Source organism: Mesorhizobium ciceri biovar biserrulae, assembly GCF_001618845.1.
Taxonomy (GTDB): domain Bacteria; phylum Pseudomonadota; class Alphaproteobacteria; order Rhizobiales; family Rhizobiaceae; genus Mesorhizobium; species Mesorhizobium ciceri.
The window spans coordinates 2,431,733-2,455,744 of record NZ_CP015064.1; the positions used below are offsets into that span (position 1 = coordinate 2,431,733).

The 24,012-nt window shown below is 57.4% G+C and carries 20 protein-coding genes and 1 tRNA gene; 14 read left to right on the forward strand and 7 right to left on the reverse strand.

Annotated elements, in window-relative coordinates:
* Positions 1-4: 4 nt before the first annotated feature.
* The 4 genes from A4R29_RS11030 (at position 5) to A4R29_RS11045 (ending at position 2,456) form a co-directional block, all read left to right on the forward strand.
* The gene (locus A4R29_RS11030; RefSeq protein ID WP_024504674.1) at positions 5-976 is read left to right on the forward strand and encodes a beta-ketoacyl-ACP synthase III; all 972 of its coding nucleotides are present in this window, start codon (positions 5-7) and stop codon (positions 974-976) included.
* 103 nt (positions 977-1,079) lie between these two features.
* Entirely contained in the window at positions 1,080-1,403 is a 324-nt protein-coding gene (locus A4R29_RS11035; RefSeq protein ID WP_013532231.1) for an integration host factor subunit alpha, read from the forward strand.
* A gap of 125 nt (positions 1,404-1,528) precedes the next feature.
* A complete protein-coding gene (locus A4R29_RS11040; RefSeq protein ID WP_063167770.1) occupies positions 1,529-2,068 on the forward strand; it encodes a MerR family transcriptional regulator in 540 nt (179 codons plus the stop codon).
* An 85-nt stretch (positions 2,069-2,153) separates the two neighbouring features.
* Positions 2,154-2,456, forward strand: a complete 303-nt coding sequence (locus tag A4R29_RS11045) for an MDR/zinc-dependent alcohol dehydrogenase-like family protein (protein WP_013532229.1) — start codon at positions 2,154-2,156, stop codon at positions 2,454-2,456.
* Positions 2,457-2,998: 542 nt separating this feature from the next.
* On the opposite strand, the gene A4R29_RS11050 is transcribed toward A4R29_RS11045, so the two are convergent.
* Complete coding sequence (locus A4R29_RS11050) at positions 2,999-3,610, reverse strand: hypothetical protein (RefSeq protein ID WP_063171904.1); 612 nt, start codon at positions 3,608-3,610, stop codon at positions 2,999-3,001.
* Between A4R29_RS11050 and A4R29_RS35025 the strand changes: the two genes are divergently transcribed.
* On the forward strand, positions 3,591-4,175 hold the full coding sequence (locus A4R29_RS35025; protein ID WP_224620241.1) for a helix-turn-helix domain-containing protein: 585 nt from the start codon (positions 3,591-3,593) through the stop codon (positions 4,173-4,175). The genes A4R29_RS11050 and A4R29_RS35025 overlap by 20 nt on opposite strands.
* Positions 4,176-4,362: 187 nt before the next feature.
* The gene (locus A4R29_RS11060; protein WP_063173646.1) at positions 4,363-4,824 is read left to right on the forward strand and encodes a YbaK/EbsC family protein; all 462 of its coding nucleotides are present in this window, start codon (positions 4,363-4,365) and stop codon (positions 4,822-4,824) included.
* A gap of 49 nt (positions 4,825-4,873) precedes the next feature.
* On the opposite strand, the gene A4R29_RS11065 is transcribed toward A4R29_RS11060, so the two are convergent.
* The 4 genes from A4R29_RS11065 to A4R29_RS11080 all read right to left on the reverse strand — a co-directional run bounded on the left by A4R29_RS11065 (position 4,874) and on the right by A4R29_RS11080 (position 7,428).
* On the reverse strand, positions 4,874-5,632 hold the full coding sequence (locus tag A4R29_RS11065; protein ID WP_063171905.1) for a hypothetical protein: 759 nt from the start codon (positions 5,630-5,632) through the stop codon (positions 4,874-4,876).
* Between the two features lie 183 nt (positions 5,633-5,815).
* Positions 5,816-6,550, reverse strand: coding sequence for a hypothetical protein (locus tag A4R29_RS11070; protein ID WP_145923752.1), 735 nt, complete (start codon positions 6,548-6,550; stop codon positions 5,816-5,818).
* 47 nt (positions 6,551-6,597) lie between these two features.
* Positions 6,598-7,263 carry a hypothetical protein gene (locus tag A4R29_RS11075; protein ID WP_145923753.1) on the reverse strand — a complete coding sequence of 222 codons (666 nt, stop codon included), beginning with the start codon at positions 7,261-7,263 and terminating at the stop codon, positions 6,598-6,600.
* Between the two features lie 88 nt (positions 7,264-7,351).
* A tRNA-Pro gene (locus A4R29_RS11080) sits at positions 7,352-7,428 on the reverse strand.
* A gap of 337 nt (positions 7,429-7,765) precedes the next feature.
* On the opposite strand from A4R29_RS11080, the gene A4R29_RS11085 reads away from it, so the two are divergent.
* Positions 7,766-8,176 (forward strand): hypothetical protein, encoded by a 411-nt coding sequence (locus A4R29_RS11085; RefSeq protein WP_063171908.1) that lies wholly within the window; start codon positions 7,766-7,768, stop codon positions 8,174-8,176.
* 274 nt (positions 8,177-8,450) lie between these two features.
* Positions 8,451-8,765 carry a hypothetical protein gene (locus A4R29_RS11095; protein ID WP_063171910.1) on the forward strand — a complete coding sequence of 105 codons (315 nt, stop codon included), beginning with the start codon at positions 8,451-8,453 and terminating at the stop codon, positions 8,763-8,765.
* 87 nt (positions 8,766-8,852) lie between these two features.
* Here the strand turns inward: A4R29_RS11095 and A4R29_RS11100 are convergent, their stop codons facing one another.
* Both A4R29_RS11100 and A4R29_RS11105 read right to left on the reverse strand, forming a co-directional pair.
* The gene (locus tag A4R29_RS11100) at positions 8,853-9,992 is read right to left on the reverse strand and encodes a hypothetical protein (RefSeq protein ID WP_063171911.1); all 1,140 of its coding nucleotides are present in this window, start codon (positions 9,990-9,992) and stop codon (positions 8,853-8,855) included.
* A gap of 148 nt (positions 9,993-10,140) precedes the next feature.
* The gene (locus A4R29_RS11105; protein WP_063171912.1) at positions 10,141-10,998 is read right to left on the reverse strand and encodes a hypothetical protein; all 858 of its coding nucleotides are present in this window, start codon (positions 10,996-10,998) and stop codon (positions 10,141-10,143) included.
* Between the two features lie 191 nt (positions 10,999-11,189).
* On the opposite strand from A4R29_RS11105, the gene A4R29_RS11110 reads away from it, so the two are divergent.
* From A4R29_RS11110 to A4R29_RS11135, 6 genes are all read left to right on the forward strand, one after another.
* Positions 11,190-12,221: a DUF4917 family protein gene (locus A4R29_RS11110; protein ID WP_244506946.1), complete on the forward strand. Its 1,032-nt coding sequence runs from the start codon at positions 11,190-11,192 to the stop codon at positions 12,219-12,221.
* Positions 12,222-12,884: 663 nt separating this feature from the next.
* Positions 12,885-14,009 (forward strand): hypothetical protein, encoded by a 1,125-nt coding sequence (locus A4R29_RS11115; RefSeq protein ID WP_063171914.1) that lies wholly within the window; start codon positions 12,885-12,887, stop codon positions 14,007-14,009.
* 327 nt (positions 14,010-14,336) lie between these two features.
* Complete coding sequence (locus tag A4R29_RS11120) at positions 14,337-17,390, forward strand: ATP-binding protein (protein WP_063171915.1); 3,054 nt, start codon at positions 14,337-14,339, stop codon at positions 17,388-17,390.
* Positions 17,390-17,869 carry a DUF7680 family protein gene (locus A4R29_RS11125; RefSeq protein ID WP_063171916.1) on the forward strand — a complete coding sequence of 160 codons (480 nt, stop codon included), beginning with the start codon at positions 17,390-17,392 and terminating at the stop codon, positions 17,867-17,869. The genes A4R29_RS11120 and A4R29_RS11125 overlap by 1 nt, the downstream gene beginning before the upstream one ends.
* Positions 17,870-17,882: 13 nt before the next feature.
* Positions 17,883-20,810, forward strand: coding sequence for a DUF1156 domain-containing protein (locus tag A4R29_RS11130; protein ID WP_063171917.1), 2,928 nt, complete (start codon positions 17,883-17,885; stop codon positions 20,808-20,810).
* Positions 20,807-23,971 (forward strand): helicase-related protein, encoded by a 3,165-nt coding sequence (locus A4R29_RS11135; protein ID WP_063171918.1) that lies wholly within the window; start codon positions 20,807-20,809, stop codon positions 23,969-23,971. The genes A4R29_RS11130 and A4R29_RS11135 overlap by 4 nt, the downstream gene beginning before the upstream one ends.
* Positions 23,972-24,012: the final 41 nt, after the last annotated feature.

The window sequence follows — 24,012 nt, forward strand, 5'->3', positions numbered from 1 at the left end:
AACTTTGATCAGATCAGTCGTGCGCGGCACGGGCGCCGCGCTGCCCCGCCGAATCATGAAGAATGCCGATTTCGAAGGCATGGTCGAGACCTCCGACGAGTGGATCGCCCAGCGCACCGGCATTCGCCAGCGCCACATCGCGGGCGATGACGAGACGACCGCTTCGCTGGGGGAAGCGGCGGCACGTGCCGCACTTGCCAATGCGGGCCTCACGCCCGCCGACATCGATCTGATCGTGCTGGCGACCTCGACGCCCAACAACACGTTTCCGGCCACCGCCGTCGAGATCCAGAACCGGCTCGGTATGCATCACGGCTTTGCCTTCGACATGCAGGCGGTCTGTTCGGGTTTCGTCTATGCCGTGACCACCGCCGATCTCTACATCCGCGGCGGCCTGGCCAAGCGTGTCCTGGTGATCGGGTCCGAAACATTCTCGCGCATTCTCGACTGGAGCGACCGGTCGACCTGTGTGCTGTTCGGCGACGGCGCCGGTGCCATGATCCTGGAAGCGGGCGAGGGCGCGGGCACGATCGCCGACCATGGCGTTCTGGCGGCCAGCCTGCGCTCCGACGGCACGCACAAGGACAAGCTTTTTGTCGATGGCGGGCCCTCGACGACGGGTACGGTCGGCCACCTCCGGATGGAGGGCCGCGAAGTCTTCAAGCACGCGGTCGGCATGATCACCGACGTCATCGAGGCGACGTTCGCGCAAGCCGGTATCTCAGCCGAGGATCTCGACTGGTTCGTGCCGCACCAGGCCAATAAACGAATTATTGACGCTTCCGCCAAGAAGCTCGGGATAGCTGAGCAAAAGGTGGTGGTTACGGTCGATTTGCACGGTAACACCTCGGCTGCTTCCGTGCCGTTGGCGCTGTCGGTGGCCGTTGCCGACGGCCGCATCAAGAAGGGCGATCTCGTCCTCCTGGAAGCGATGGGTGGCGGCTTCACCTGGGGCGCTGTCCTGGTTCGCTGGTAAGTGCCGAACGGTCCAGTTTCGGTCCTTGACCTTGACGGATCAATTACTTAGGCTCTGCCGTTGTTGTGCCGAATTTTATGTTTTGAGCTGATGGGACGGTCGCATGGGGGGAAAGACACTTACGCGCGCCGACCTTGCCGAGGCAGTTTACCGGAAGGTCGGCCTGTCGCGCACTGAATCGGCCGAACTCGTCGAAGCGGTGCTGGATGAAATCTGCGAAGCCATCGTGCGCGGCGAAACGGTGAAGCTGTCGTCCTTCGCGACATTCCACGTCCGCTCCAAGAACGAGCGTATCGGCCGCAATCCCAAGACCGGCGAGGAAGTGCCGATCCTGCCGCGTCGGGTGATGACCTTCAAGTCGTCCAACGTGCTGAAGAGCCGTATCTTGCGCTCCCATCAGAGCGGCAAGGCCAAAAGCGGCAAGTAATCCTACTGCGCGGTTGAAAACCGCCGCCGCCATGACGCCGGGCTTGAATATTGCTTCATAAACCGCTGAAATAAGCCCCGATTCGGCAGCTAGGCCGGATCATCGTCCAGCGTGAGGATTCGCCCATGGACAAGAGCCCCGACGCCTTTCGTACCATCAGCGAGGTCGCCGAAGATCTCGATTTGCCGCAGCATGTGCTGCGCTTCTGGGAAACGCGTTTCAACCAGATCAAGCCGATGAAGCGCGGCGGCGGCCGTCGTTACTACCGGCCGCAGGATGTCGAGCTGATCAAGGGCATCCGTCACATGCTCTACGACCAGGGCTACACCATCAAGGGCGTGCAGAAGCTGTTGCGCGAGAACGGCAACCATTTCCTGGTTGCCATCGGCAATGGCGACATGGCCGCCGTCGAGGCGATCTCGCAGCGAAGGCAGGCTGACCAAGTGCCGCTGACGCCGGCGGCCCAGCCGCGCAGCATGGACGACGAACTGGTCGGCCAGCCGCGCGTCAAACCCAGCCGTCGCTTTTTCGGCCTGGGCAAGAGCGACGAGGACGGTCCGGTGCAGCCGGATGCATCGAAACTCTCGCGCGACAACAGGGCCTTGCTGCAGGAGGCGCTGTTCGACCTCCTGGAATGCAAGCGCCTGCTTGATCAGGTGCGCTGACGGCAGCCCGACGCGATAGTTCGAAACCGGAACCCGTCTTCCGGTGAGGCGTTACGTTTCCTTCTGCAAGTGAAGGAAACACATCATGGCCTCATTTTCGACCCTCTCGGACATCGATCTCGACAGGCAGGTCGCGGCTCTCACCAAAGAACTGGCCAGTTTGAAGAGGGCTGTGGCAAGGCGAGGCGGCGCCTACTACGAGGACGGTCGCGATGCAGCCTTCGACACCTATTCCGATCTTGCGGGGCGTCTGCGCGACGCCATGCCGGCACTGCGCAAACAGGGCAGGGTGATCGAGAGGTCGGCCCGCGACCATCCGGCGGCTGCCGCTGCTGTCGGCCTTGTGGTGCTCGGTCTTGTCGCCAGTCTGCTGTTCAGCCGGCGCTGAGGCGGTGCTTCTGATGTTGGAGATAGCTGGCGCCGTCATTCGACGAACTTGGTGCGCCCAAATCGTGTCGAGCTAACGCGCCGCAATGCCAAGGGACGACCGGCCTTGGACAGGAAGCCAAGGCCGGTCTTCTCGGTGGCAGTTTGCGGTGCTTAGGCCTTGTTTCCGATCACATGGTGGTGGTGGCGGTGATGATGGTGATGGCGGACATGGTGGCGATGATGATGGTGGTGACGATGGTGCTTTGCCATCGGGGCCGCATCCGCACTCGTCGCACCGATGACGGGCACCGTGAAAGCCAATGCAACTGCAAGCCCGAGGGCCGAGAGGAGGGACTTCTTCATGGATCGTTTCCTTTTGTTTCGCGGGCGCATATGGATCGGGGCGATAGCCCGGCCGCCGCGAATGGAATTACGCGCCTGAATTTTTTCGTCAGTATTTCCCGATTGTAGAATTTTGTTTCTGGACTGTTTCTGCCCAATCCAGCCTCCCGCCACCATGCACGGCAACATCGAGAGGCGGCCCATTGGCCGCCTGTCCGACTACATCGGCGGCACGACGCCGTTGGTTCCGACCACGACGCGGCTGGCGCTGAGTGCGCCGTCACTGCCCCGCTCAGCGGTGACAAAGACCGTCGCACCCGGCTTGAGGTCGGTCGGCGTCGCCGGCGCGAAGGTGACGACAGGGGTGGTGTCGGGAATCGAAATTTTCTTGGTCTGGCCATTGTCATAGGTCAGCGTGACGGATCGCCCGCTTATATCGGTAACATCGGCGACGGTGCCGTTGGTCATCCGGCTGTTTGGCTGCAGGTCCCAGGGGCGGTCACCCTCGCCGGTGCCTTTCAGCGCGGCCGGAAAGACCACCACCTCCAGGGCGCCGCTGCCGCCATCCGCTTTCGAAACGGAGGCAATGCCGAGGAAATCGCCCTGCTTGATGCCCGTTGCCGATGCGTTGGCGACGCCCGAGATCTTCCAGCCGGCCTTGAGCTTGATCGCGTCGGTATCGCCCTGGCGGGTTTTCACGGTGAGCAGCGTGGGCTTAAAACTGACCACCGTGCCGCGCACACGAAGCGCGCCTGCGGCTTGGGCGCCCGCGCCGGCGACGGAAAGGCTGGAAATCGTGCCGAGCACGACCATGACTGTCTTCAAGTTCATTGCAAAAAATCCTTCCGGGAAAGAACTGGCTGGAACCGGATGGTTTCGCGCCAGCGACCCGGAGATAACGAATGGGCGCGGCGAAACTGCCGGCAAAAGGCCAATCAGGCCTTCAAAACAACTTGATCGCGACGTGTGCGCCAGAGGCCGCGCCAGGCACCCGGTTCACGATCCCGTGACGGCCATTTTGGCTCTTGGCAAATCACCAGTGAGAGGGCATCTTCCCGACCGTCTCAGGCAACACTCCTCATTTGATCAAACTCTTTCAGTCATGGAGTTGCCAATGCCCCATAATGCGAAAAGCGAACCCCACTCCGAACCGGCAACCAACGGGAGCGGGCCAGATTACAACACCCTCAGAGCGATGCGGGAGACCCGCGGTTACAGCGTGGAAGAGCTCTCCCTGACATGCGGCCTGGCGGTGGACGAGATTGAGGATATCGAAAGCGGCAGAGTGACCGATCCGTCGAAGCTGCGTCGTATTGTGTCCGCGCTTCACCTTCCCCAGGAAGCTCTGATCACCCCGGCTGCGCCGCCGGCGGCGCAAGGTCGATCGCTGGCGTAGACCCGCACCAGGCATTCCAGAGAACCCGCCAAGGCCCTCTTGGCGGGTTTCTTTGTACCTGCCGCAGCGTCTGCTTCAGCCTGGCGCTTGCCGATTTGTATGCCGCGCGTGCTTATATGCGCGGCGGCCCCGGCTGCTGGACAGCAATCCGCCGTCCTTCAAGTTTTTGAACCATGGGTTTTTCGATATGAGCCTGGACTCCGTTCGTGCCTTCTTCGCCACCCACGCGCCTGACATCGACGTCATAGTCACGGAGGCGAGCTCGGCGACGGTGACCCTGGCGGCCGATGCGCATGGCGTGCTGCCGGCGCAGATCGCCAAGACGATCTGCCTGCGCATCGGCGACCGCACCATGCTGGTGGTGACCAGCGGCATCGCCAGGCTGGACAACCGCAAGTTCAAGGACCAGTTCGGCGGCAAGCCGCGCATGCTCGACGCGGCGGAAGTTGTCGAAGCGACGAGCCACCCGGTCGGTGGCGTCTGCCCGTTCGGCCTGCCGGCGCCGCTGCCGGTCTATTGCGACGTATCGCTGCGCGAGTTTGACGAGGTCGTGCCCGCGGCAGGCGCCACCAATGCGGCGGTGCGGATCAGCCCGCAGAGGATGGTTGAGCTGATTGGGGCTGGTTGGGTTGATGTGTGCCAAGGGTAGGCAATTTATCCAAATGTCGCGGCCGGTGAAAATAACAATCTTCGCCGGACTAAAACGGAATCTCGTCGTCTAACTCTCGTTTCTTGGTGAAGCTAGGCTCTGGCTTTGGAGCGCGAGGCGGTGCGATCGCATATGGTTCAGGAAACGAGGGCAGTTTCCGCTGCTCATCATCAAGCGCTTTTGCTTCAGCAACCGTTTGATAAATATTGCCCACTAATTTCGAAACAACATCATAGGACCCCCACAGTGATCCGGGAATCCCTAGAATCGCAACGCTAAGCAGTGTAACCTCAATGAGATTGAGCCGACTCTTGTCGAGAGCAGCCTCAAACTCATCTACCTTCTTTAAAAGCGCTTCTTTCTTGGCTCCGGTCAAATCGGCGGCCCGGATAGCATCACGTAGATGATGGAGGTGGCTTCTAATCCGATCCTTCGATGTCGCCGTCAAAGTCGTGGAATTCGCCCGCGAGCGAAGACTGTTATCCAACGCCAGCTGTGTCATGAAGTGGTCAAGGTCGGCGGTAAATTGCCGGTAAGCATCATGTTCAAATTTATCGACCCTCGGCACGTCCATCGAGACAAATGGTTCGATCTTTAAACGCCGCGCGGCACCTAACACAACGTTCGTCAAGCTGTGCCGGGCATCTTGGATTTCCCGCCAACCGGACTCTTCGTTGGAACTACTCAACGGTCGGGTGAACTCGTCGAGGCGTTTCTGCGCAATTCTCACGAACATTGAAAATGCTAACCGAGGGTCCTCGGGAAGCTCGTCCATTTCATCTTGCGTAACAAAATCGAAAACGTTCATGCAAGCAAAGATAATATGTCACTGGGATCACGCAATACTCGCCGCCCACAACGAACAGAATTATGAATTCTAGGCGCCTCGAACGAAAGGGAACGCACCTGTTCCAAGGCCCGAAATCCCGCCCAGAACGACAGTCGGGAGGCTCGATGGCCTCTCAGCCGTCCTCCGTCGCTCAACTGGTAGCTACGGATCTATCTCCGATTTCTCGGAGATCTCTCCCTTTGCTGCAGGTGGTGGTTCCACCGAAACATATGACCGTAACTGGGCGGTGGGCCGCCTCAACTTGCTTTCGCGATCCGGTTCCCCGGTGATCGCCGTGTGGGAAAAAAAGGCGAAGTCAGTTTCGAACCACTTGTTGTAGATGTCTTGGTATCGCACCGTGCCCGTGAGAAGCAGGACGTGGCCAGCGACCGGCTGGCGAAATTCGACGATCAGATCATTGAAAGCTGCTGTATCCAGCCTGACAGTCGTTGCTGGAACTTTGGGTCCGACCGCCGCCCACCGCTTCATTGGGTATGTCGCTGGGACAATCACGCCTGATACTTCGCCGATTTTAGCCTTTTGTAACCGGCCTCCAATCTCGAAAACACGTGCTGGCGTCTCGCCGACGTTTTCGATGCTCAACACAAGCCCGTAACCGACGTCGGTCCAAGAATGTTTTGCCGAGTTCACATGTACGTAAGCGCGGGTCTGGTCCTCCCCGAGCTTTCGTGCGTCGCCTATTGCTCGGGACGTCTGCCGAAGTGAGCCAAGTACCGCAAGGAGAGCAAAAGCGCTCAATACGATACTGACCACGGTGCCCCAAAACATCCATTTTGCCCAGAACGCCATATCCTGCTGGGCTTGGAGATCGAGCAGATCTTTAGTCGCGGGCAGGTTCGCCGCGACAAGGCGCAAGGCATCGATCAATCGGTCCACTATTGTGCCCCCATCACAACTTTGAGCCGGTACGTGCTTGCAATAGATTAGAAAGCCCGAGTCCGTCCGACCTTGGTCTCGTCGACATAGACGAGAAACTCCCTACCCAAATCGGTGATGCTCACCGATGACCCGGCCAAAGCAGCAAGCTCACTTCGTTGCAGAAAATGAAACCATTCGGTGAACGTGCTACTGGCATAAAAGTCGGGATGCTCGCTCTTAACCCGCTCGAAGAATTGTTCGGCCTGATCAAGCGAGGTTTGGCCGCCGTTGTCTCGGAGGCGCTTCAACCCTTCGAGCTGGCTGGCGAAAATGACCGAATAGATCGATTCGAATTGCCTACCGAGCCTAGCAACTGCTAGTTGGTGAACGAGTATCGGGATTCGTTGCTGGTCGTCGATCGGCTTGAGATCTCTGATGAGCGTGGCCTCCAGCGCTTTCTGCACAGTCGAGGCGTTTTCCGACACGTCGATCTTCAGCTCTTGGTCTGTCTCGACTACCTGCACCTGGCTCTGCTGTCGGAACGTAACGCCAGCCGGCCCGGCCGATTCTATGTCGTCGAACTTCTTGCGGATTTCCTTTCGGAAGGTGATTGCGATGAAAATCAGGGCTGCCGGCCAGCCAAGTCCTACGACCAACTCCGTGACGACCTTGAAGACGTCTAGCCAAGCCACGGAAAAGAACCATTGAGAAAAAGTCACCACGTCCCCCAAACCGGTCGAGATCCTCGACGCGTTACCCTTGGTAGAGAAATTGCTTTTCGGATGGCGAGGACTTGTGGGGGAAAGTCCTGCTTAAAAATGGTCGGAGTGGCCGGATTCGAACCGACGACCCCTTGACCCCCAGTCAAGTGCGCTACCGGGCTGCGCTACACTCCGGACCGCGGAAAGCCCTATATTCTCAAGGGTTCAGAAGCAAGAGGCGAATTCGCCGAAATTGCTGAAATGGGAACAAATGGTGTCCCGGTGTGCCTTTGGTGACCGAAAGTCACACCGAAAATCACACCGGATGTTCTGGCTGTGTTCTCGTTCGCGGGCGCCGGCCTACGTGCTCCATTGTTCGCCTTTGGCAGCGTCTGCCGAACTCCAATCACATTGATCTCGAGGCGGCCCGAGAAGGCTCTTGAGCTTCTGTAGTTCCCAAGAAATCCCCGTCAGGCCGTCGCTATAAAGAAATTAGCAGCACATCGAAGCTGTGATTTCAGAGGAAGTGACGATGAGTAGCCATCAGGGGAAACCCTATGCGGGCACCAGGCTCGCCAAATATCTTGAGAAGCGCATCCTGGAGCTGCGCCCGAAGAAGACTCAGATCGCGATCGCGAGTGAAGCCGGGTTTGTGAACCCCAACATGCTCGCCATGATCAAGGCCGGAACCGCCAAGCTGCCGCTCGACAGGGTGTCTGCATTGGCAACAGCCCTCGAGTGCGATCCCGTGATGCTTTTCCAGTTGGCGATCGAGCAGCTCGGCGGCGACACCACTGAGCTTGCCGTCAAGCAGATCTTCGGGACGTTAGTCACCGAGAACGAAGTTGCGTGGCTGGAAGAAATCCGCCGTGCGTCGGGCCACACCAATCCGAGCCTCACTTCAAAGGCGCGGTCTGCCATCCGCGGTATCTTCGGAAAATGACCGGCGAGCAGGACCTATATATCGAGGGCTGGCGCCGGATCGCCGATCATCGAGACCGTAAGATCACGCCTAACGAGTGCTACTGGCTCGAAGTGATCAGGCTCGCGTCCTGGGATTCGGATCCTGCACCCACTCTCGAGCGGGTGCAGAAGCTTCGAATGATTTTCCAGACCCGAACTTAACGCCAGACGAGTGTCCTCGGTCGCTGCCACGGCGCATTAGGCGTCGCGCGATCACCTGCTGCGTTGTCGAACACCTCAACTCGGACCACATCATGCAAGACGAAAACGGCTTCGATCCCCGTTGGACCGGTAAGTCCATTCCCAAGAAGCACTGGCATTTTCATCAGCAGCTCTTGGCACGATACGGCATCATTCTCGCTCCTGGTGAGTTCTCCCAGATGCTCCGCGATATCGAGACCGGTCGCGCAACAGTTATCGAACGTAGGTCAGCCTCCAAGGTCGTATACATGATCCGGAACACCCGCTTGTGGGACCGGTATTTCGTCCTCGTAACGAACGGCTATGTGGTGACCGCTCTTCCGCCCAGCAAGCGCTTCAAGAAGCTGCGGCGGGAGTTACCAGGCTAGATTGGGACATGCCGCGACACGCCTGTCCTTTCACGAGGCTCCGGCTGAGCGGCCTACGATTCTCCCAACGATCGTCGGGATATCTGGTCAGCCGCCTACGGACGCTTCTTTTGGAAGTTCTCCGACCATCCACCTCAGAACCTGAAGGTAGCGCGCGCGAATTTCTGGAGCCGCCAGGGCCGACAATGGGATTCGTATGTCTCCATTGAGATTGGCCATCTGAAACTCGAAACCGGCCGAGTGCATACGATCGACAAGCTCTTGGCGTTTCTCGTCGCTGGCAAAGCCAGGCGCATAGACCAGATAGCTCAGCGAGATCGAAGCCTTCCCATTTGGCACGAGGAAGAACGGATAGCGGGTGCTCCCCTTCACCTTGACTCGGGTTCCAATCGAGGGGTTTTGGGCTTGCGTCACAAAGGTCTCGAGGCCGAACTGGCGTGCGTGTTCGATCAAATCGATGGCCGTTGCTCGAGAGGCCGCTCCGTGCTTGACTTCTAAGCGGTCAAGCCATTCGGCCTCGTTCAAGACGACGGCTGACTGGGTCTTGGAGATCTTAGTTTCCGCGTTCTGGGTGCGGCCGAGAACTCGCGTCGATAAAAGGCGCCCTGCAGGGCTTAGGTGCTGGCGAATCTCGACCGCATAGACCTCGGCATCGCGCATTTGCCGTGCGAGAAACTCCACGATACGCAACAGCTCCGGGGGCATGTCGTCCACCACAAAGATCATGCGTATTCGCCCGTTGCGCAGATTATCTTCCACCCGTGGCCAGTAGTTCTCGGCATCCACCCCGTCGCCGAAGAGTTTCTGCAGGGTCTCGGTCGAATCGCTGCCCACGTCGGTGTGAGTCGTCGCAAACGACGCCTGGAGATCGCCGATGGCCCAATACGAGGGACCGTTGGCGGCGTAGTCGAACATCTGCCCGATCACCTCGCGCCGGCTTCTCGTGTCGCTGCGCCGCTTGACCTCGACAAGCGTCGGGATCGCGTCCTGGTCGAGGTAGAGGTGGTCGAGCGACCATCGCGCTGACCCACCTTCGCCGTCAGGCACCTCGACCTCCCGCGCAACAAGTGCCCAGCGACGTGGCTCCTCACCAGCGAACTGATCGCCGGCAAGAACCTCTGGGTGGCTTTCGAGCAGCGACTGGATAGCGTCTTCGTTCTCGTAAGGCGCCGGCTTCATCTCTGTGATCTTGTTGTGATTGTCGATGTGAAACAGTGAGGTGCGCATGGAGCTTTCTAATTGCAAACGTTCGCAGTCGAGGAATGGGTCCGGTAGTTTTTAGATGATTTGGGTGCGCACAGTCCAAGGGTATCCGGCCGCTCGGGCGAGTTACCAATTGCTGCCTTGTATCCAGCACTGAAACCGGACTTGTTTGCTAGCCCGCCTGGAGCGACAGCTTAGCTTGAAAGTCGAGGCGCACGATAAGATCCAATTTCTCTTGCAAGGGGACCGGTTCATATAGGCCAGGGAAACGCTCCCTCACTTTGTCAATGAACGCCTCCAGCTTCGACTCGTCTGCTTCTTTTAGCTCGGCAAGGTCTTCATCAGAGAGAGTGATCTGGACAAGGCCAACCCTGTATCGCTCGGCATAGTATTCCATTCCTTTGGGTAATGGCTCCTCGGGGGTCTTCGTGCGATAGCAGTAGTAAGATCGATTTGAGAACCTTTTGTGGGAGATAGCTTCAAAGATAAACGTTTCCCATTGGGCATCATTTAATTTCACTTCGCATGAAGCTACCTCTAGCTCGGTGCAACCCAAAATTTCTACACGGTTCATTCCTACGATATCTGGATTTCCCCATTTTCCACCTGATTTCTTGGTTGCAGCATCCTTGGCGACGTAGCCTTTCGTTTCAAGCCAAAGGCGAATTAGAGGGTAGAGATCCTTCTCTTGGAAGGAAATCGTTCCTCTGCCGGCTTGAACTTCTGTTGCAACTTCAGAGGGGCTGGGGCTTTCTGGAGCAAGCGTAGGCGAGGTGTCCAGCCAATATCCACCCCATGCGCCGCCGCTGACGATGGTTGATTCTTGGTCCGTGTTTGCCGCCTGGCTCAAATAGTTGAATATAGTATTGCGGGCCAGTGTTGGCTTCAACTGGCCGATTTCCATAAGGGCAGTCAGGTGATCTACTATATCCTTGCTCCGAACCGATGATTCGGAGCTGGTATGCCCCTTCGTTCGCAAAAATTCTTCCGCCCTACTTATCAAAGCTGTATACGACGAATTGGTATTCATTTCACTCCCGATTCCCTCTACCCTAGTTATGGGCAATGAAGCACAAGCGACATCTGCTTGGCCAGCGTCAGATTTTTGCCGCCTAGGGCTGCGAGACAACGAGAGACTCAATAGTCATCCAGGCCGACATGCCCTTGCCTCCCCGGACGTTATAATGTTCAGTTGCCATGCTTGTTTTCCCGGGGGAAATTATGAATGTTCTGTCTTTTGCGGATGCAATGGAGCGCACCACTAGGCTTCCGCACAAACATTTGATTTTAGGCAACGGGTTTAGCATCTCGCTAAAACCAGATATTTTCACATACGGATCACTTCTAGACAGCGCGGATTTTGGCGCAGCCCCTCACGTCAAAGATTTATTTGGGGCGATTGGAACTCAGGATTTCGAGCTTGTAATAAAGAATATTCTGGATGCGGCTACGGTTCTGGAGGTTTATGATCCAAAAAATGAGGCACTCATAAAAACGCTCAAGGCAGACGCAAATGTAGTTAAGGAGGCGCTTGTGACAGCTATCGCAAAACGCCACCCGGACAGGCCATACGATATTGACAACGATCAATACAAATCATGCAGAGAATTTCTGAGTAAATTCAAACACATATATACGTTAAATTATGATGTTCTTTTATATTGGACATTGATGAATTCGGATGTGGATCGAATTGATCTTAAATCGGATGACGGCTTCAGACACCCGGATCGAGAAGAGATTTATGTGACCTGGCAGGAAGGGCAGAGCGCTACCATTCACTTTTTACACGGTGCTCTTCATTTGTTTGATGCTGGCGCTGAAATTTTGAAATACACTTGGTCAAAGACCGATATACCAATTGTTGAGCAGATACGGCAAGCTCTTTCGGAGGATAAATTTCCTTTATTTGTTGCCGAGGGAGATAGTGAGAGCAAGCTTAGGAAAATCATGCACAGTGCGTATCTCCATAAAGGACTTAGAAGCCTTGAATCAAGCGCTGACAATTCCAGGGCCAGCTTCGTCATGTTCGGGCACTCACTTGCCGACAATGATATGCATGTTCTCAAATGCATTGGGCGAGGCAAGACTCCGCTGGTGCTAGTCAGCGTCTATGGCGATCCAGAGAGCCACGCAAACAAAGCGGTTGAAGCGAATGCGAGTTGGCTGGTTCGTTACCGTGGAGAGGTGAATAGTAGATATCCACTTGAGATAGTATTCTATGACGCTGCGACTGCGCATGTGTGGGGATGAACGGTCAGGCTGATACGTCGGGCTCCAAAAAGGTGGATCGCACACAGCCCCATTTGACCCATAGATTGGGCTGAGGCAGCTCGTCACCGGCCGATCTGATGGGGCATGACAACGTCAAGAGAATTTTTGACGGACCTTTCCGATGCTGCTCTTCTTGGAATTGACGTGGGGTTTTCTGCTCGTCGGCCGACGACGGGGCTTGCATGGTCCATCGGTGACTAGGCCGGGGCCGCGAAAACCCCGACCGGCGATTCTCATTGATAGCAATAGATGGACCGCTGCCAGCGCAAGATGCGCCAGACGGCATATAGATCCCAACTGAGAGCGCGTGTGCATCAGAGGGCTTTCGCAAAGCGCTGCAAGCCTGGGCTGAGCCACATCGGGTATGGAGTGAAGCTCCAGTCTGCCGCCCAGGCAACGGCCAATGACTCGTTGGACCTTCTTGAAAGATCTGCCCCTTTGCAGGGCCTCATTTCATACCGGAAAGCGCAAGAAATTCGACTGGCTCCACGACCACGCCGTTTCATTGTCCGTCTTCGACGAGCGCATATCGTAGGTGACGCTGCTGGTGGATATTTTGGATGCCATAGTTTCACCTCTGGACAAGATGGGCGGTTGCGGCTTTGAACGCTAAGTGAAATTGCCGAACCAACTAGTAGCCGAATGACCACCATCAGCCGCGCCGCGCTCCACAATCTGGTTTGGACGAAACGCATGGAAGAGGTCAGCGACGACCTCGGCGCTCCGGCCGGGTCCATCTCCGCGATTTGCCGGGAGAACGACATACCAGTGCCGCCGCCCCATTATTGGAGGATGGTCGCGGATGGCAGCCCAGCGAAACAACGAGCCCTACCGACCAACAAGTTCAGACGAAACCAGCTGGTGCAGATCGGCGGGCAGGTCGATCCGGTGCTGAACTTGGAAAGGCTCTCCGCCGGTCCCATCGCTGACGACAAGCCAGTCCACATTGCAGTTCAAGTCGAGGTCACTAATCCGCTGGCAATTGCAACACAGAAAGACCTAAAACGATCCTTGGTGGCTGGCGATGTCCATCTACGGTCGGGCCTCATACGTGTCGACATCGGTCGCGACAGTATCCCTCGTGCTGCGAATCTAATCGCTAGGCTGAAGGCAGCTATCGCACAGCGGTCATGGAGCGTCGCTGTCGATACCGGGGTGACGGTTGACGACGAGAGAGTCGAGCTGCAACTGTCCGAAGGATACGCACTGAGCCCGCACACTCCTACCGCCGCAGAAATTCGTGACTACCGAAGCTACGGCCGAGCTATTCCCGAGCATGATCGGATAAGGTCCGGATACCTACAGCTTTCGATCACAAATGCGACCTATCTTGGCGTCAGGCAGAAATGGGCTGACGGCAAACGCCAACGGATAGAGGATGTCCTAACGAGCTTCCTCGAGGGAATTGATCGGGCGGCAGCCGCTTTGAAGCAACGGCGGGTCGACCGAGAGGAACGCGAGCGCCAGTGGGCGGAGGAGCGAAGACGTAGAGAGGAACAAGAACGCCTAGACGTGATTGATAGAGTCCGGGGCGCGTTGTTCAAACAGCAAGCAGCTGCACATCAGGAGGCTCGTCAGCTTCGGGCGTATATCGATGCTATTAAGAGCCGGCTGGTCCGCGGGTCGGAACACGAAGCCGAAATTCAGGAATGGATTGCTTGGGCAGAAGACTATGTTGGCCGTATGGATCCTCTCACTCGTGGCTTACCGATCCTGCTTAGCGAGGAGGACGCTCTCAGATCAAGGTGGCAATATCCGGACCGCTAGGATGCGCGTGGCGGGATCTTGCCGTTGACCGCAGCGCAGATACTCTGAGTTGTCACGGGTCCTTCGGGTATCCAAGCCAGGCAAGCTGCCGACCTCCAAATCGCACGCCCCAGAGCAGGGGCCACAGGTTTATATCTGCTCGGTCGAGGAGATATGTCGAGAGAGCATGTCAGCCCAGGAAACCCCGTGCACTAGTTACAAAACGCCTTCTTTCTTTTGACAATCAATCTTATCGCTTGGATGAATTCCGACCAAGCGGCTAAGAGAACACGTAGGTTTTTCGATTGCAGCGAGGCCGGCTGCCAAAACGACAAAACGGGGCGGGGAATGGGGCATCCAAACATATTCGACCTGTGCAAACCGCGCGAAGACGTGGTCAATGGCACGATTGCGGATAGTGATTATGCAGCCAATCTCGCGAACGTCCTGACGGGACGAGCTTCGCGCGACTATACGGACGCTCCGACGTTCTTCACGAACACATATCCTACCGAGGGACTCAAAGAGCTTCTCATCAATGTTTGCAGCAGGCTGTCCGGCCGAGGTGAGAGCGTGTCAGCTGTTTTCCGGCTCGACACTTCATTCGGCGGCGGCAAGACACACGGCCTGATTGCCCTTGTGCACGCCGCAGCTGGGATGAAGGGCGTCTCGAATATCGCGGAATTCCTCGATCCAGCGCTTGTGCCTAGCCGACCCGTCCGTGTTGCCGCCTTCGATGGGGAGAATGCCGATCCCGCAAATGGCCGGCCAATGGGCGAAGGAATACGTGCCCACACGCCTTGGGGCGAAATTGCTTATCAGTTGGCTGGCAAGGCGGGTTACGAGATCGTTCGCCAATCAGACGAGCAGCGAATTGCCCCGGGTGCTGACACCATCAAGGAGCTATTTGGAACCGATCCAGTGCTTGTCGTTCTCGATGAGCTCGGAGAGTATCTTCGGCGGGTCCAAGGCATGGGTGGCCGCGACCAACTGACCGTCTTCCTGAAGGCGCTGCTGACCGCAATCGAAAGCACCCCAAATGCGGCGGTTGTCTATACACTCGCGGTTCGAGCCGATGGCAAGGGCTTGGATGCCTTCGCTGAGGAGAATGAATTTCTTGCTAGCGCCATGTCGGAACTCGAAAGCGTCTCCGGCCGCAAGGCGACCAACCTCAATCCAACAAGGGACGATGAGACCGCGAAGGTCATCCGGCGGCGCCTGTTTGTCTCGATTGACGATTCTAAGGCAGCGGAAGTGATCCACGCTTATCGCGAACTGTGGACTACTCACCGCGACATTCTGTCCGAAGAGGCCAGGCGTTCAGTCACGAGCACAGAATTCGCACAAACCTATCCCTTTCACCCGGACATGCTTGATACGCTCACCGGGAAAACCGCCACGCTCGGCGGCTTTCAACGCGTTCGTGGAATGCTGCGCATTCTCGCAAAGACCGTTGCGACCGTCTGGGCAAGCCGACCTTCCGATGCGTCCGCCATCCACCTGCATCACATCGACCTGGGATCGGATGTCATTCGCCGGGAGTTCACAACGCGCCTGCAGCAAGCAGCCTTCGTGCCGGCGCTTCTAAATGACATTGCTGGGCCGCCCGAGAAGCCGGCTTTGGCCCAGGAACTGGACTCGAAAAACTTCAAGGGCCTGCTGCCCTATGGCACCTACGTCGCTCGCACGATCTTTATCCACACGCTCGCGTTCAACAACGACCTTAAGGGCGTTGCCGCCGACCACTTGCGCTATTCGATCCTGAGCCCTGAGGTGGACCTTTCCTTTATCGACGATGCCAGGACGAAATTTCGTGCAGAATCCGCTTATCTCGACGATCGCCCAAATGCCCCGCTGCGCTTCAACGCCGAAGCCAACCTCACGCAGGTTATCGGGCGTGAAGAAAAGAATATCGATCCCGGTGAAGCGCGGACCCAGCTTGTCGACCGGGCAAAGGCAATCTTCGGCGGGCAATCCTTCGACCTCGTGCCATTCCCTGGCGGACCATGGGATGTCCCGGATGATGTTTCAGACGGGAAGCCGCGGCTTGTTCTACTTTCTCACGACGCGCTGGAAATCGGCGCCGATCTTCGCGAGATCCCCGAGATTGTCGGGCGCATGTTCGAACGCAAGGGCGCGGACGGAAACGGCCTGCGATCCCTGAGAAACAACCTGGTGTTCGTCGTCGCTGACGAGACCAAAGTCAACGAGATGAAGCGAGCGATCGTGCGCCGCCTCGCGCTTCAGGAACTCAAGCGGCCCGAGCGCGTCAAGGAACTTGCCGAGCACCAGCAGGCCAAGGTGTTCGAACTGGAGAAGAAGTCCGAGACGGAAGCCGCAATCGCAATCCAGCAGTGCTATCGCCATATCCTCTACCCGTCACGGAACGCGCTGAGCGGCGCTGGCTCCGTCCAGTTGGCGCATTCGGTGATCGATATTCAGAACGCCTCCGAGAGACCGGGATCAGGCCAGCTTCAGGTCGTTCGACAGTTGCAAAGTCAGAACAAGGTTCGCGACGCTTCTGACTCGCCCGATTCCCCGTCCTATATCCGCGACCGGACACCTTTGAAGAAAGGACAGATGACGACGCGCGATCTTCGCGATGAATTCCGCCGCGACCCTTCGCTGTCGATCCTTCTGTCGGATGATGTGTTCCGCAAGGCGATTCGAAAGGGCGTAGAAGAAGGCGTCTATGTCTACAGACGCGGCGATCTGCTTGCTGGCCCAGGCGATCCGATGCCGTCGATCAACATCGACGAAGAAACCACCATTTTCACGATGGACTTCGCCAAGTCCAACGGTGTTTGGCCACGGCCGGCGCCAGCGCAGGCGGCCCAAGCCGCTTCGGCCGGAACTGGTGCTGCGATTTCGAGCGAGCCGTTTCCACCGATCGAAGGCGCACCGGGCGGGAGCTTCGGCGAACGACCACAAGTTGGCCTGGAGGGTGCTCTTGTCGCGAATGCCAAAGTTTTCACCGCCGAGGGCGTGCTGAAGGAAGCGTTGCGGAAGGTGATCGAGCAGGCAAAGACCGCGAAGCTCGAAAAGGTAGATCGTGTCGTGATCCGCCTGTTCGAATATGGTGACGCGTTCAAGCTGATCCCGATTGCCAACTCGATTTCTGGAACCAAGCGCTCGGTGAAGTTGGAGGGCGGCTACACGACAACCCAAGACAGTGAGATGATGTTTGAGTTCAAGGGTGATGCTCAGGATGCTTCGACGATCAAGGACTATCTCGAACCGCAGTTTCGAGCTGCCAAAGTGACTGATCTCAAAGCCAGTATTCTGTTTGATTTTGAAGGCGGGCTCGCGCTGGATGGAGATGCCTCGGACAAATTCATCGAAAAGCTGACACGCTTCGCGAGCGCAGCTGCGTTTGTCGAAGCAGCGGCGGAGGTGAGGTGATGAACGTGCCGCGCCGCAAGGACGACGTTATGACCGTGTCAAAGACCCAGCCAGTCTACGAACTGCGCGCTCGCCGCCATGGCCCGGGTGACACCGAGGTTGAAGTCTGGCAACTCCCCTCGGTAGTGACGCCGCAGGTCACCACTCCGATCCGCCTTGCTGGTCTTCGCGGGCGGAACCTTGAACTTGCCGAGCACCGGGTGCTGAAGCGCCTCAAGGAAAGCGGCATTCGCCTTGATCTTTTGCCGATTGAGGGGATGGGATCGGCCCTGCCAGAAGAAACGGCGCTCCGGCTGGCGCTTCTTTTCCGCACCTTGGCTCCGATGCGCAATCGCGACAACATGGGCCTCGTTGCTGAAGGTATCGAGGTGATGGGGAAGGAGGAGGCCGGTTACTGGCTCGGCATGTCTGTCCACCGTAAGAATCCACGTCGGGTGCTGACTGCGCTCCGCATCCTACTCACTGACCCGGCAAAATGATGGAAGTCGAGCTATGTCGGATGTGAGGCTGATTGAGCGTTGGTTGCCGATCGGAGCGCTGAGCGAGGAAAGCGTGCGTGAGCGCCGGTCTATGACCGCCCTACCTCCGATCTACTATCTCCATGTTTGGTGGGCGAGGCGGCCGCTAGTGGCTTCTCGTGCTGCCGTCCTCGCTTCTCTTCTTCCTGCCGAGACTGATCGGGATGCCTTCTTGCATGCGATCGGTATCCATGGCGATCCGGTAGATTCGAAGAGACGGATTGCGATTGCAGATCGAAAGGGTGAGCGGCTTGGCAAGGATGCATATGGTTATAAGCGCGCGTTTTCATATCAGCCGACGGCCAATGAACTGACGGCGCTTGGCTTGCCATCGGCGCTAACGTTGCTTGATCCAACCGCGGGCGGAGGGGCAATTCCACTTGAGGGGACGAGACTCGGCCTAAAGACATTCGCAAACGACTTGAACCCCGTGGCCGCAACGATCTTGCGTGCAACCGTCGATTTTCCGCAAAGCCTCAACGAGAGACTGATCGATGAGTTCGATTCAGTTGGTGTCAGATTTCTCAAACGAGTGAAGGCAAAGTTCAAAGATGAGTTTCCCAAGGAACCAGGAAACGGACATCGCCCAGATGGATATCTGTGGGCTCGGACTATAAGTTGCCCCTACTGCTCCGGTTGGATTCCACTTTCGCCGAATTGGAGACTGAATGCCTCCGGCTTGGGGATCAAATTGGTTCCTCAACTCTCCCAGGGCCCCGGCAGCCAAGGGCGTATGTGCTCGTTCGAAATCGTAGAGTCGGTAGCGGAACAATCCGCGGGCACGATTTCGGATGGCGACGCAACATGTCCGTTTCCTGATTGCGCACGCGTTGTGGACGGCGACGAAGTCAAAAGACAGGCCCAAGCTAGCGGAATGGGGGATCAGCTATTCGCGGTCGTCTACAAATACCCTGCGTCCAAGGTAACAAAATCTGGAAAGGGCGGAAAACAAGAATGGCGCCGAGGCTACCGCTCGCCGAATCCAGATGATGAAAATGCCCAGGAAATCAGTGCCCGACTGGCTGAGAAGATGCCGGAGTGGGAATCACTGGGAATCATTCCAACGGAACCAATCGACGACATCTCTAACTACGATCGAGGGCACCGGCTTTACGGAATGACACAGTGGCGCGACATGTTCTCCCCCAGGCAGTTGCTCGGACATTGTCTTGCTGTCGAAACATTTCGGGAAATGGTTGAAGAAGACCGATCGACAGGTCAGCTTAGTGACGCGAGACGAGCTGCATACGTTTATCTTAGCTTCAGCTTGGATAAGTTGCGCGACTATAATTCGCGCATGACTCGATGGATTGTCCAGCGCGAGGTGATGGCGAACACCTTCGATAGCCATAACTTCTCGATCAAGTGGTCATATGTAGAGATGGCGGTGACGGTCGAGGGCCTCGGATTCGATTGGGTGGTGAGACAGACCAAGAAATGCATAAAGGAACTCGTCGAGCTTTCGACGCCCACCGCCACATCAGACGGCCCGCTATTCGGCGCTCAGGTGTCTAGGCCTAAGCTTGACGTGGTAATTTCCTCTAAGTCGGGTGCCTCGTTGGATCACATCGTCGATGGCTCAGTCGACGCAGTAGTGATGGACCCGCCCTATGGGGCGAACGTGATGTATGCGGAGCTGTCCGATTTCTTCTATGTTTGGCTGAAGCGAACCGCTGGCATTGTCATGCCAGAGTTGTTCATCCGAAGACTGACCGACAAGCAATCTGAGGCAGTCGCCAACAAGGCTCACTTTAAGGGCCAGAAGGGCGCGGATGCTCTCGCAAACCGCGACTATCAGGAAAAGATGGCAGCAATCTTCGCGGAAAGCCGGCGCGTGCTGAAGCCGAACGGCATCATGACCGTGATGTTTACGCACAAGGACACCAGTGCTTGGGATGCCCTGACGAAGGGGCTCATCGAAGCGGGCTTTATCATCACCGCCTCCTGGCCGGTGAACACCGAGGCAGAGGGGTCTCTTCACATCAAGGACAAGGCCGCCGCTAACTCCACAATCTTCCTCGTCTGCCGTCCGCGCCCTGCCGAACAGAGCGGCGAGACGACGTATTGGGAAGATGTCGAGCCGCTGGTGGCGAAGGCCGTCCGCACCCGGGTTGAGGAGTTCCAGAAGGCTGGGATCAGCGGAGTGGATCTATACCTTGCCTCCTTCGGTCCAGCGCTCGAAGAATTCTCACGGCATTGGCCCCTAAAACGCGGCACTCCCCGACCAGAACCTCTCGCCAAAAAGCGCCGCAAACAGGCCGAGCTTTTCGAAGAAGAATTCGATCCATATGCCGTGACGCCGGAAGATGCGCTTGATGCCGCGCGTCGCGAGGTGAAAACTTGGCGCTTGAATCAGCTCACCCACACCAAGGGGCGTAGCGATCTCGATGCGACGACCTCTTGGTTCGTGCTGGCCTGGGACGCGTTTAAGGCGCCGGTGTTTAGCTACGATGAAGGCTTGCGCCTTGCCCGTGCGGTGGGCGCAGACCTCGATGGCCAGCTCATCGGCAAGATTTGCGAAAAGAAGGGCTCGGATATCAAGCTCTGGGATAGTTCAACGCGCGCAGCCAAAAATACCCTCGGCCCCGCCGATGGCTCGCGCGCGATGATCGACGCAATCCACCATGCCGCTTATCGTGGCAGGACGCGAACCCTCGAAGCGGCTCTCGATCTTCTCAAGGATTCAGGGATCGACAGCGATCCTCAATTTCTGGCCGCGCTCGAGGCCGTTCTAGAGGTTCTGCCACCCTCGCGCAACTTTGTCGGCTTTGACATTGCCACCGGCGACGCGAAGTCGGCGGCCGATGATTTCGACGCCCTTGAGAAGCTGCGCCGTCTTGCCTTTTCCGACAAGGTAGATGAGCCCCAGCAGCTATCTCTCTTCGCCGAGGTGGCTGCTTGACGCTTCTGCGCGACACCGCATGGCGCCTCAAATATACGCCGGACGATGGTGACCTCGTCCGGCTGTTCTATGTGCCTGCGTTGCGCTCGGCGACCCGATATGATCGCCTTACAGGCTATTTTTCGGCGCGTGCCTTGGCGCTCGCAGCGCGGGGCGTCGAAGGGTTGATCGTTAACAATGGGCGAATGCGCCTGATCGTGGGCTGCACGCTCGGCGAAGAAGAGGTTGCAGCCATCGAGCGTGGCGAATCTCTGCGCGACGCCGTCGAACGAACACTGATCAAGATGCCGGTCTTGTCGGCCGATCCGCGAACGATCGATGCCCTCGAACTTGTCGCCTGGATGGTGGCAAACGGCTTTCTCGATGTGAAGCTCGCCGTGCCCTGTGATCTCGATCGCCGTCCGATCCGCGACGACAGCATCTTTCACGAAAAGACGGGCATCATCGAGGACAAGACCGGCGATCGGATGGCGTTCAACGGCAGCATTAACGAAACCGAATTCGGTTGGACGCGGAATTGGGAAAGCTTCAACGCCTTCACCTCGTGGAATGACGGCCCGCGGGTCGACGAGGAAGAAGCCGGCTTCGCGAAGCTCTGGGCGAATCGCGCCCACCGAGCGATCACCCTTGATGTGCCAACGGCACTGCACGAGCAGCTGCTGACCTTTCTGCCTGACCCTGAAAAACTGCCGAAGCGCCTTGCTGAGCACGACGATCAATCAAAAGGCACATCGACATCCAGGATCACTCCGGACCCGGTGGACGAGCCTATCATCCTTGGTTCAAGGCCAAGTGTTTCGGTCGACGAGGAGCGCCAGGCCGTATGGGAAAAGATTGCCAACGCTGCGGTTCAACCTGTCGGCGGCGATCGCGTCGGCGAAGCAACTTCTGCGGTCGTCCCCTGGCCTCATCAAATCCGCGCCTATCATCGGCTTTATGACAACTGGCCGCCTAAACTTCTGATTGCCGATGAAGTCGGACTTGGAAAGACGGTTCAGGCGGGGCTCCTTCTCCGGCAAGCCTGGCTGGCAGGGAGGATAAAGCGTGCGCTAATTCTGGCGCCTAAGAACGTCTGCAAGCAATGGCAAATCGAGCTGCGCGAGAAATTCAACCTAAATTGGCCGATCTACGATGGGCAGAAACTAGCTTGGCACCGGTCGCCAGGGCGGGATCATGACTTTGAAAGGGCAGTCTCACGCGAAGCATGGCATCGAGAACCGTTCGTGATCATGTCGAGTCATCTCGCTCGGCGCCAGGATCGGCAAAGAGAAATACTGGAAGGGGCCGAACCGTGGGATCTCATCGTTCTCGATGAAGCGCATCACGCCCGAACTAAGGGGGCGGGAACGCCACAGGCCAAAGGCCCGAACCGGCTTCTTCAATTGATGCGATCCTTGCGGCGTCGAACGGATGGGCTGATCCTTCTCACGGCGACACCATTGCAGGTCCATGCCACGGAACTTTGGGATTTGCTCGATCTGCTAGGTCTGCCACCCGCCTGGACGCCGGATGCTTTTGTTCGTTTCTTTTCGGAAGTTGCCAAGGCTCCTCTAGCCAACGAAAGCCTCGATTGGCTTTCGGCGCTCTTCCGGGCAAGCGAGGGTCACTATGGAGCGATCTCGCGAGCGGACGCGGAAAGGCTAACTCGTCTCAGCGGTCTCAAAACCCGGAAGGTTCTGCAGGCACTCCGCGATCCGGTTTCGATACCGCGGCGCCAGCTATCATCGGAAGAACGCCGCGCCGCGGTTGCGATCATCAAACAGTCGACCCCAGTCCGCGCACTCGTCTCGCGGCATACGCGCGAGTTGCTTCGCAAATACTTCAAAGCAGGGAAGCTATCGACAGCGGTCGCAACCCGCCAGGTAGAAGATCGTTTCATTCCGCTCTCGCCGGAGGAGAGCGAAATCTACCAGCAGGTTGAAGACTACATTTCACAGACCTACAACGCTGCGGCACCCGATGCCCGTAACGCGGTGGGATTCGTGATGACTATTTACCGCCGGCGCCTTGCCTCAAGTTTCCATGCGCTTCTGCAAACGATGGAGAAGCGCAAGGGCGGCGTCGGTGGCCTACTCCTGGCGACCGATGAAGCCAGGATCGACGAAGACATTGCCGACCAGGTGGAGGCTGGCGAAGAAATCGACATCGAAACCGTGACCGAGGACGAGCGCCGCGCTTCTGCGTTCGAAGAAATCGCGACTATCGAAACCATTGTTGACGAAATCAAGCAGCTGCCGACCGATACTAAGGCAATGGAGCTGTCGAGGGTTCTCAGCGAACTTAAAGGCAGCGGCTATCCGCAGGTTATGGTGTTCACCCAGTTTACCGACACCATGGACTATTTGCGGAATTTGCTCGTCGCCGCCGGCAAGTCTGTGATGTGCTTTTCTGGACGCGGCGGCGAAGTCCGCAACACCGATGGCAGTTGGACGTCGATTTCACGCGATGAGGTGAAGCGACGGTTCAAGGAGGGACGTTCAGAGATCCTGGTCTGCACAGATGCGGCAGCTGAGGGGCTGAACTTCCAATTCTGCGGCGCTTTGGTGAACTACGATATGCCTTGGAACCCCATGCGGGTTGAACAGCGAATAGGTCGCATCGATCGCCTGGGCCAGCGATTTGCGGATATCCGAATCGTCAATCTGCACTACGAAGACACGGTCGAGGCCGACGTCTATCGCGCGCTGCGCAGCCGCATTTCGATTTTCGAGAGCGTGGTAGGCGGCCTCCAACCAATCCTTACCCGGTTGCCGCGCATTATCGAGGAGTCCGTTCTGTCCAAATCTAGCGCGCCAGAAGGCAAGCGCGAGGACGCTCTTCAAGCCCTAGATAACGCCATTTCCGCCGGCGAAGGCTCCGCGCTGAACCTGGACGATTTTGCCGATGAGGATCTCGAAGTTCCGCTGCGCCCTGATCCAGCAATCACGCTCTCCGATCTCCGCTCTGTTCTCGACCGACCAGTTTTGCTTCCTCGTGGCACCGAAGCGACTCATCTGAATGAGAAGGACTACCGTCTAACTGACGGCCATCTTCGTCACGCCATTCGCGTCACGGTCGACCGGGAATTTTTTGAGATGCATTCAGATAGCGTAGAATTTTGGACCCCAGGCAGTCCGAGCTTCCCCGATCTCGATAGATATAGAATCGATGTTGTTGGATAGGTGTCGCGTTGAAAGACGCCGCAGGCGAACGGAATGGGGCG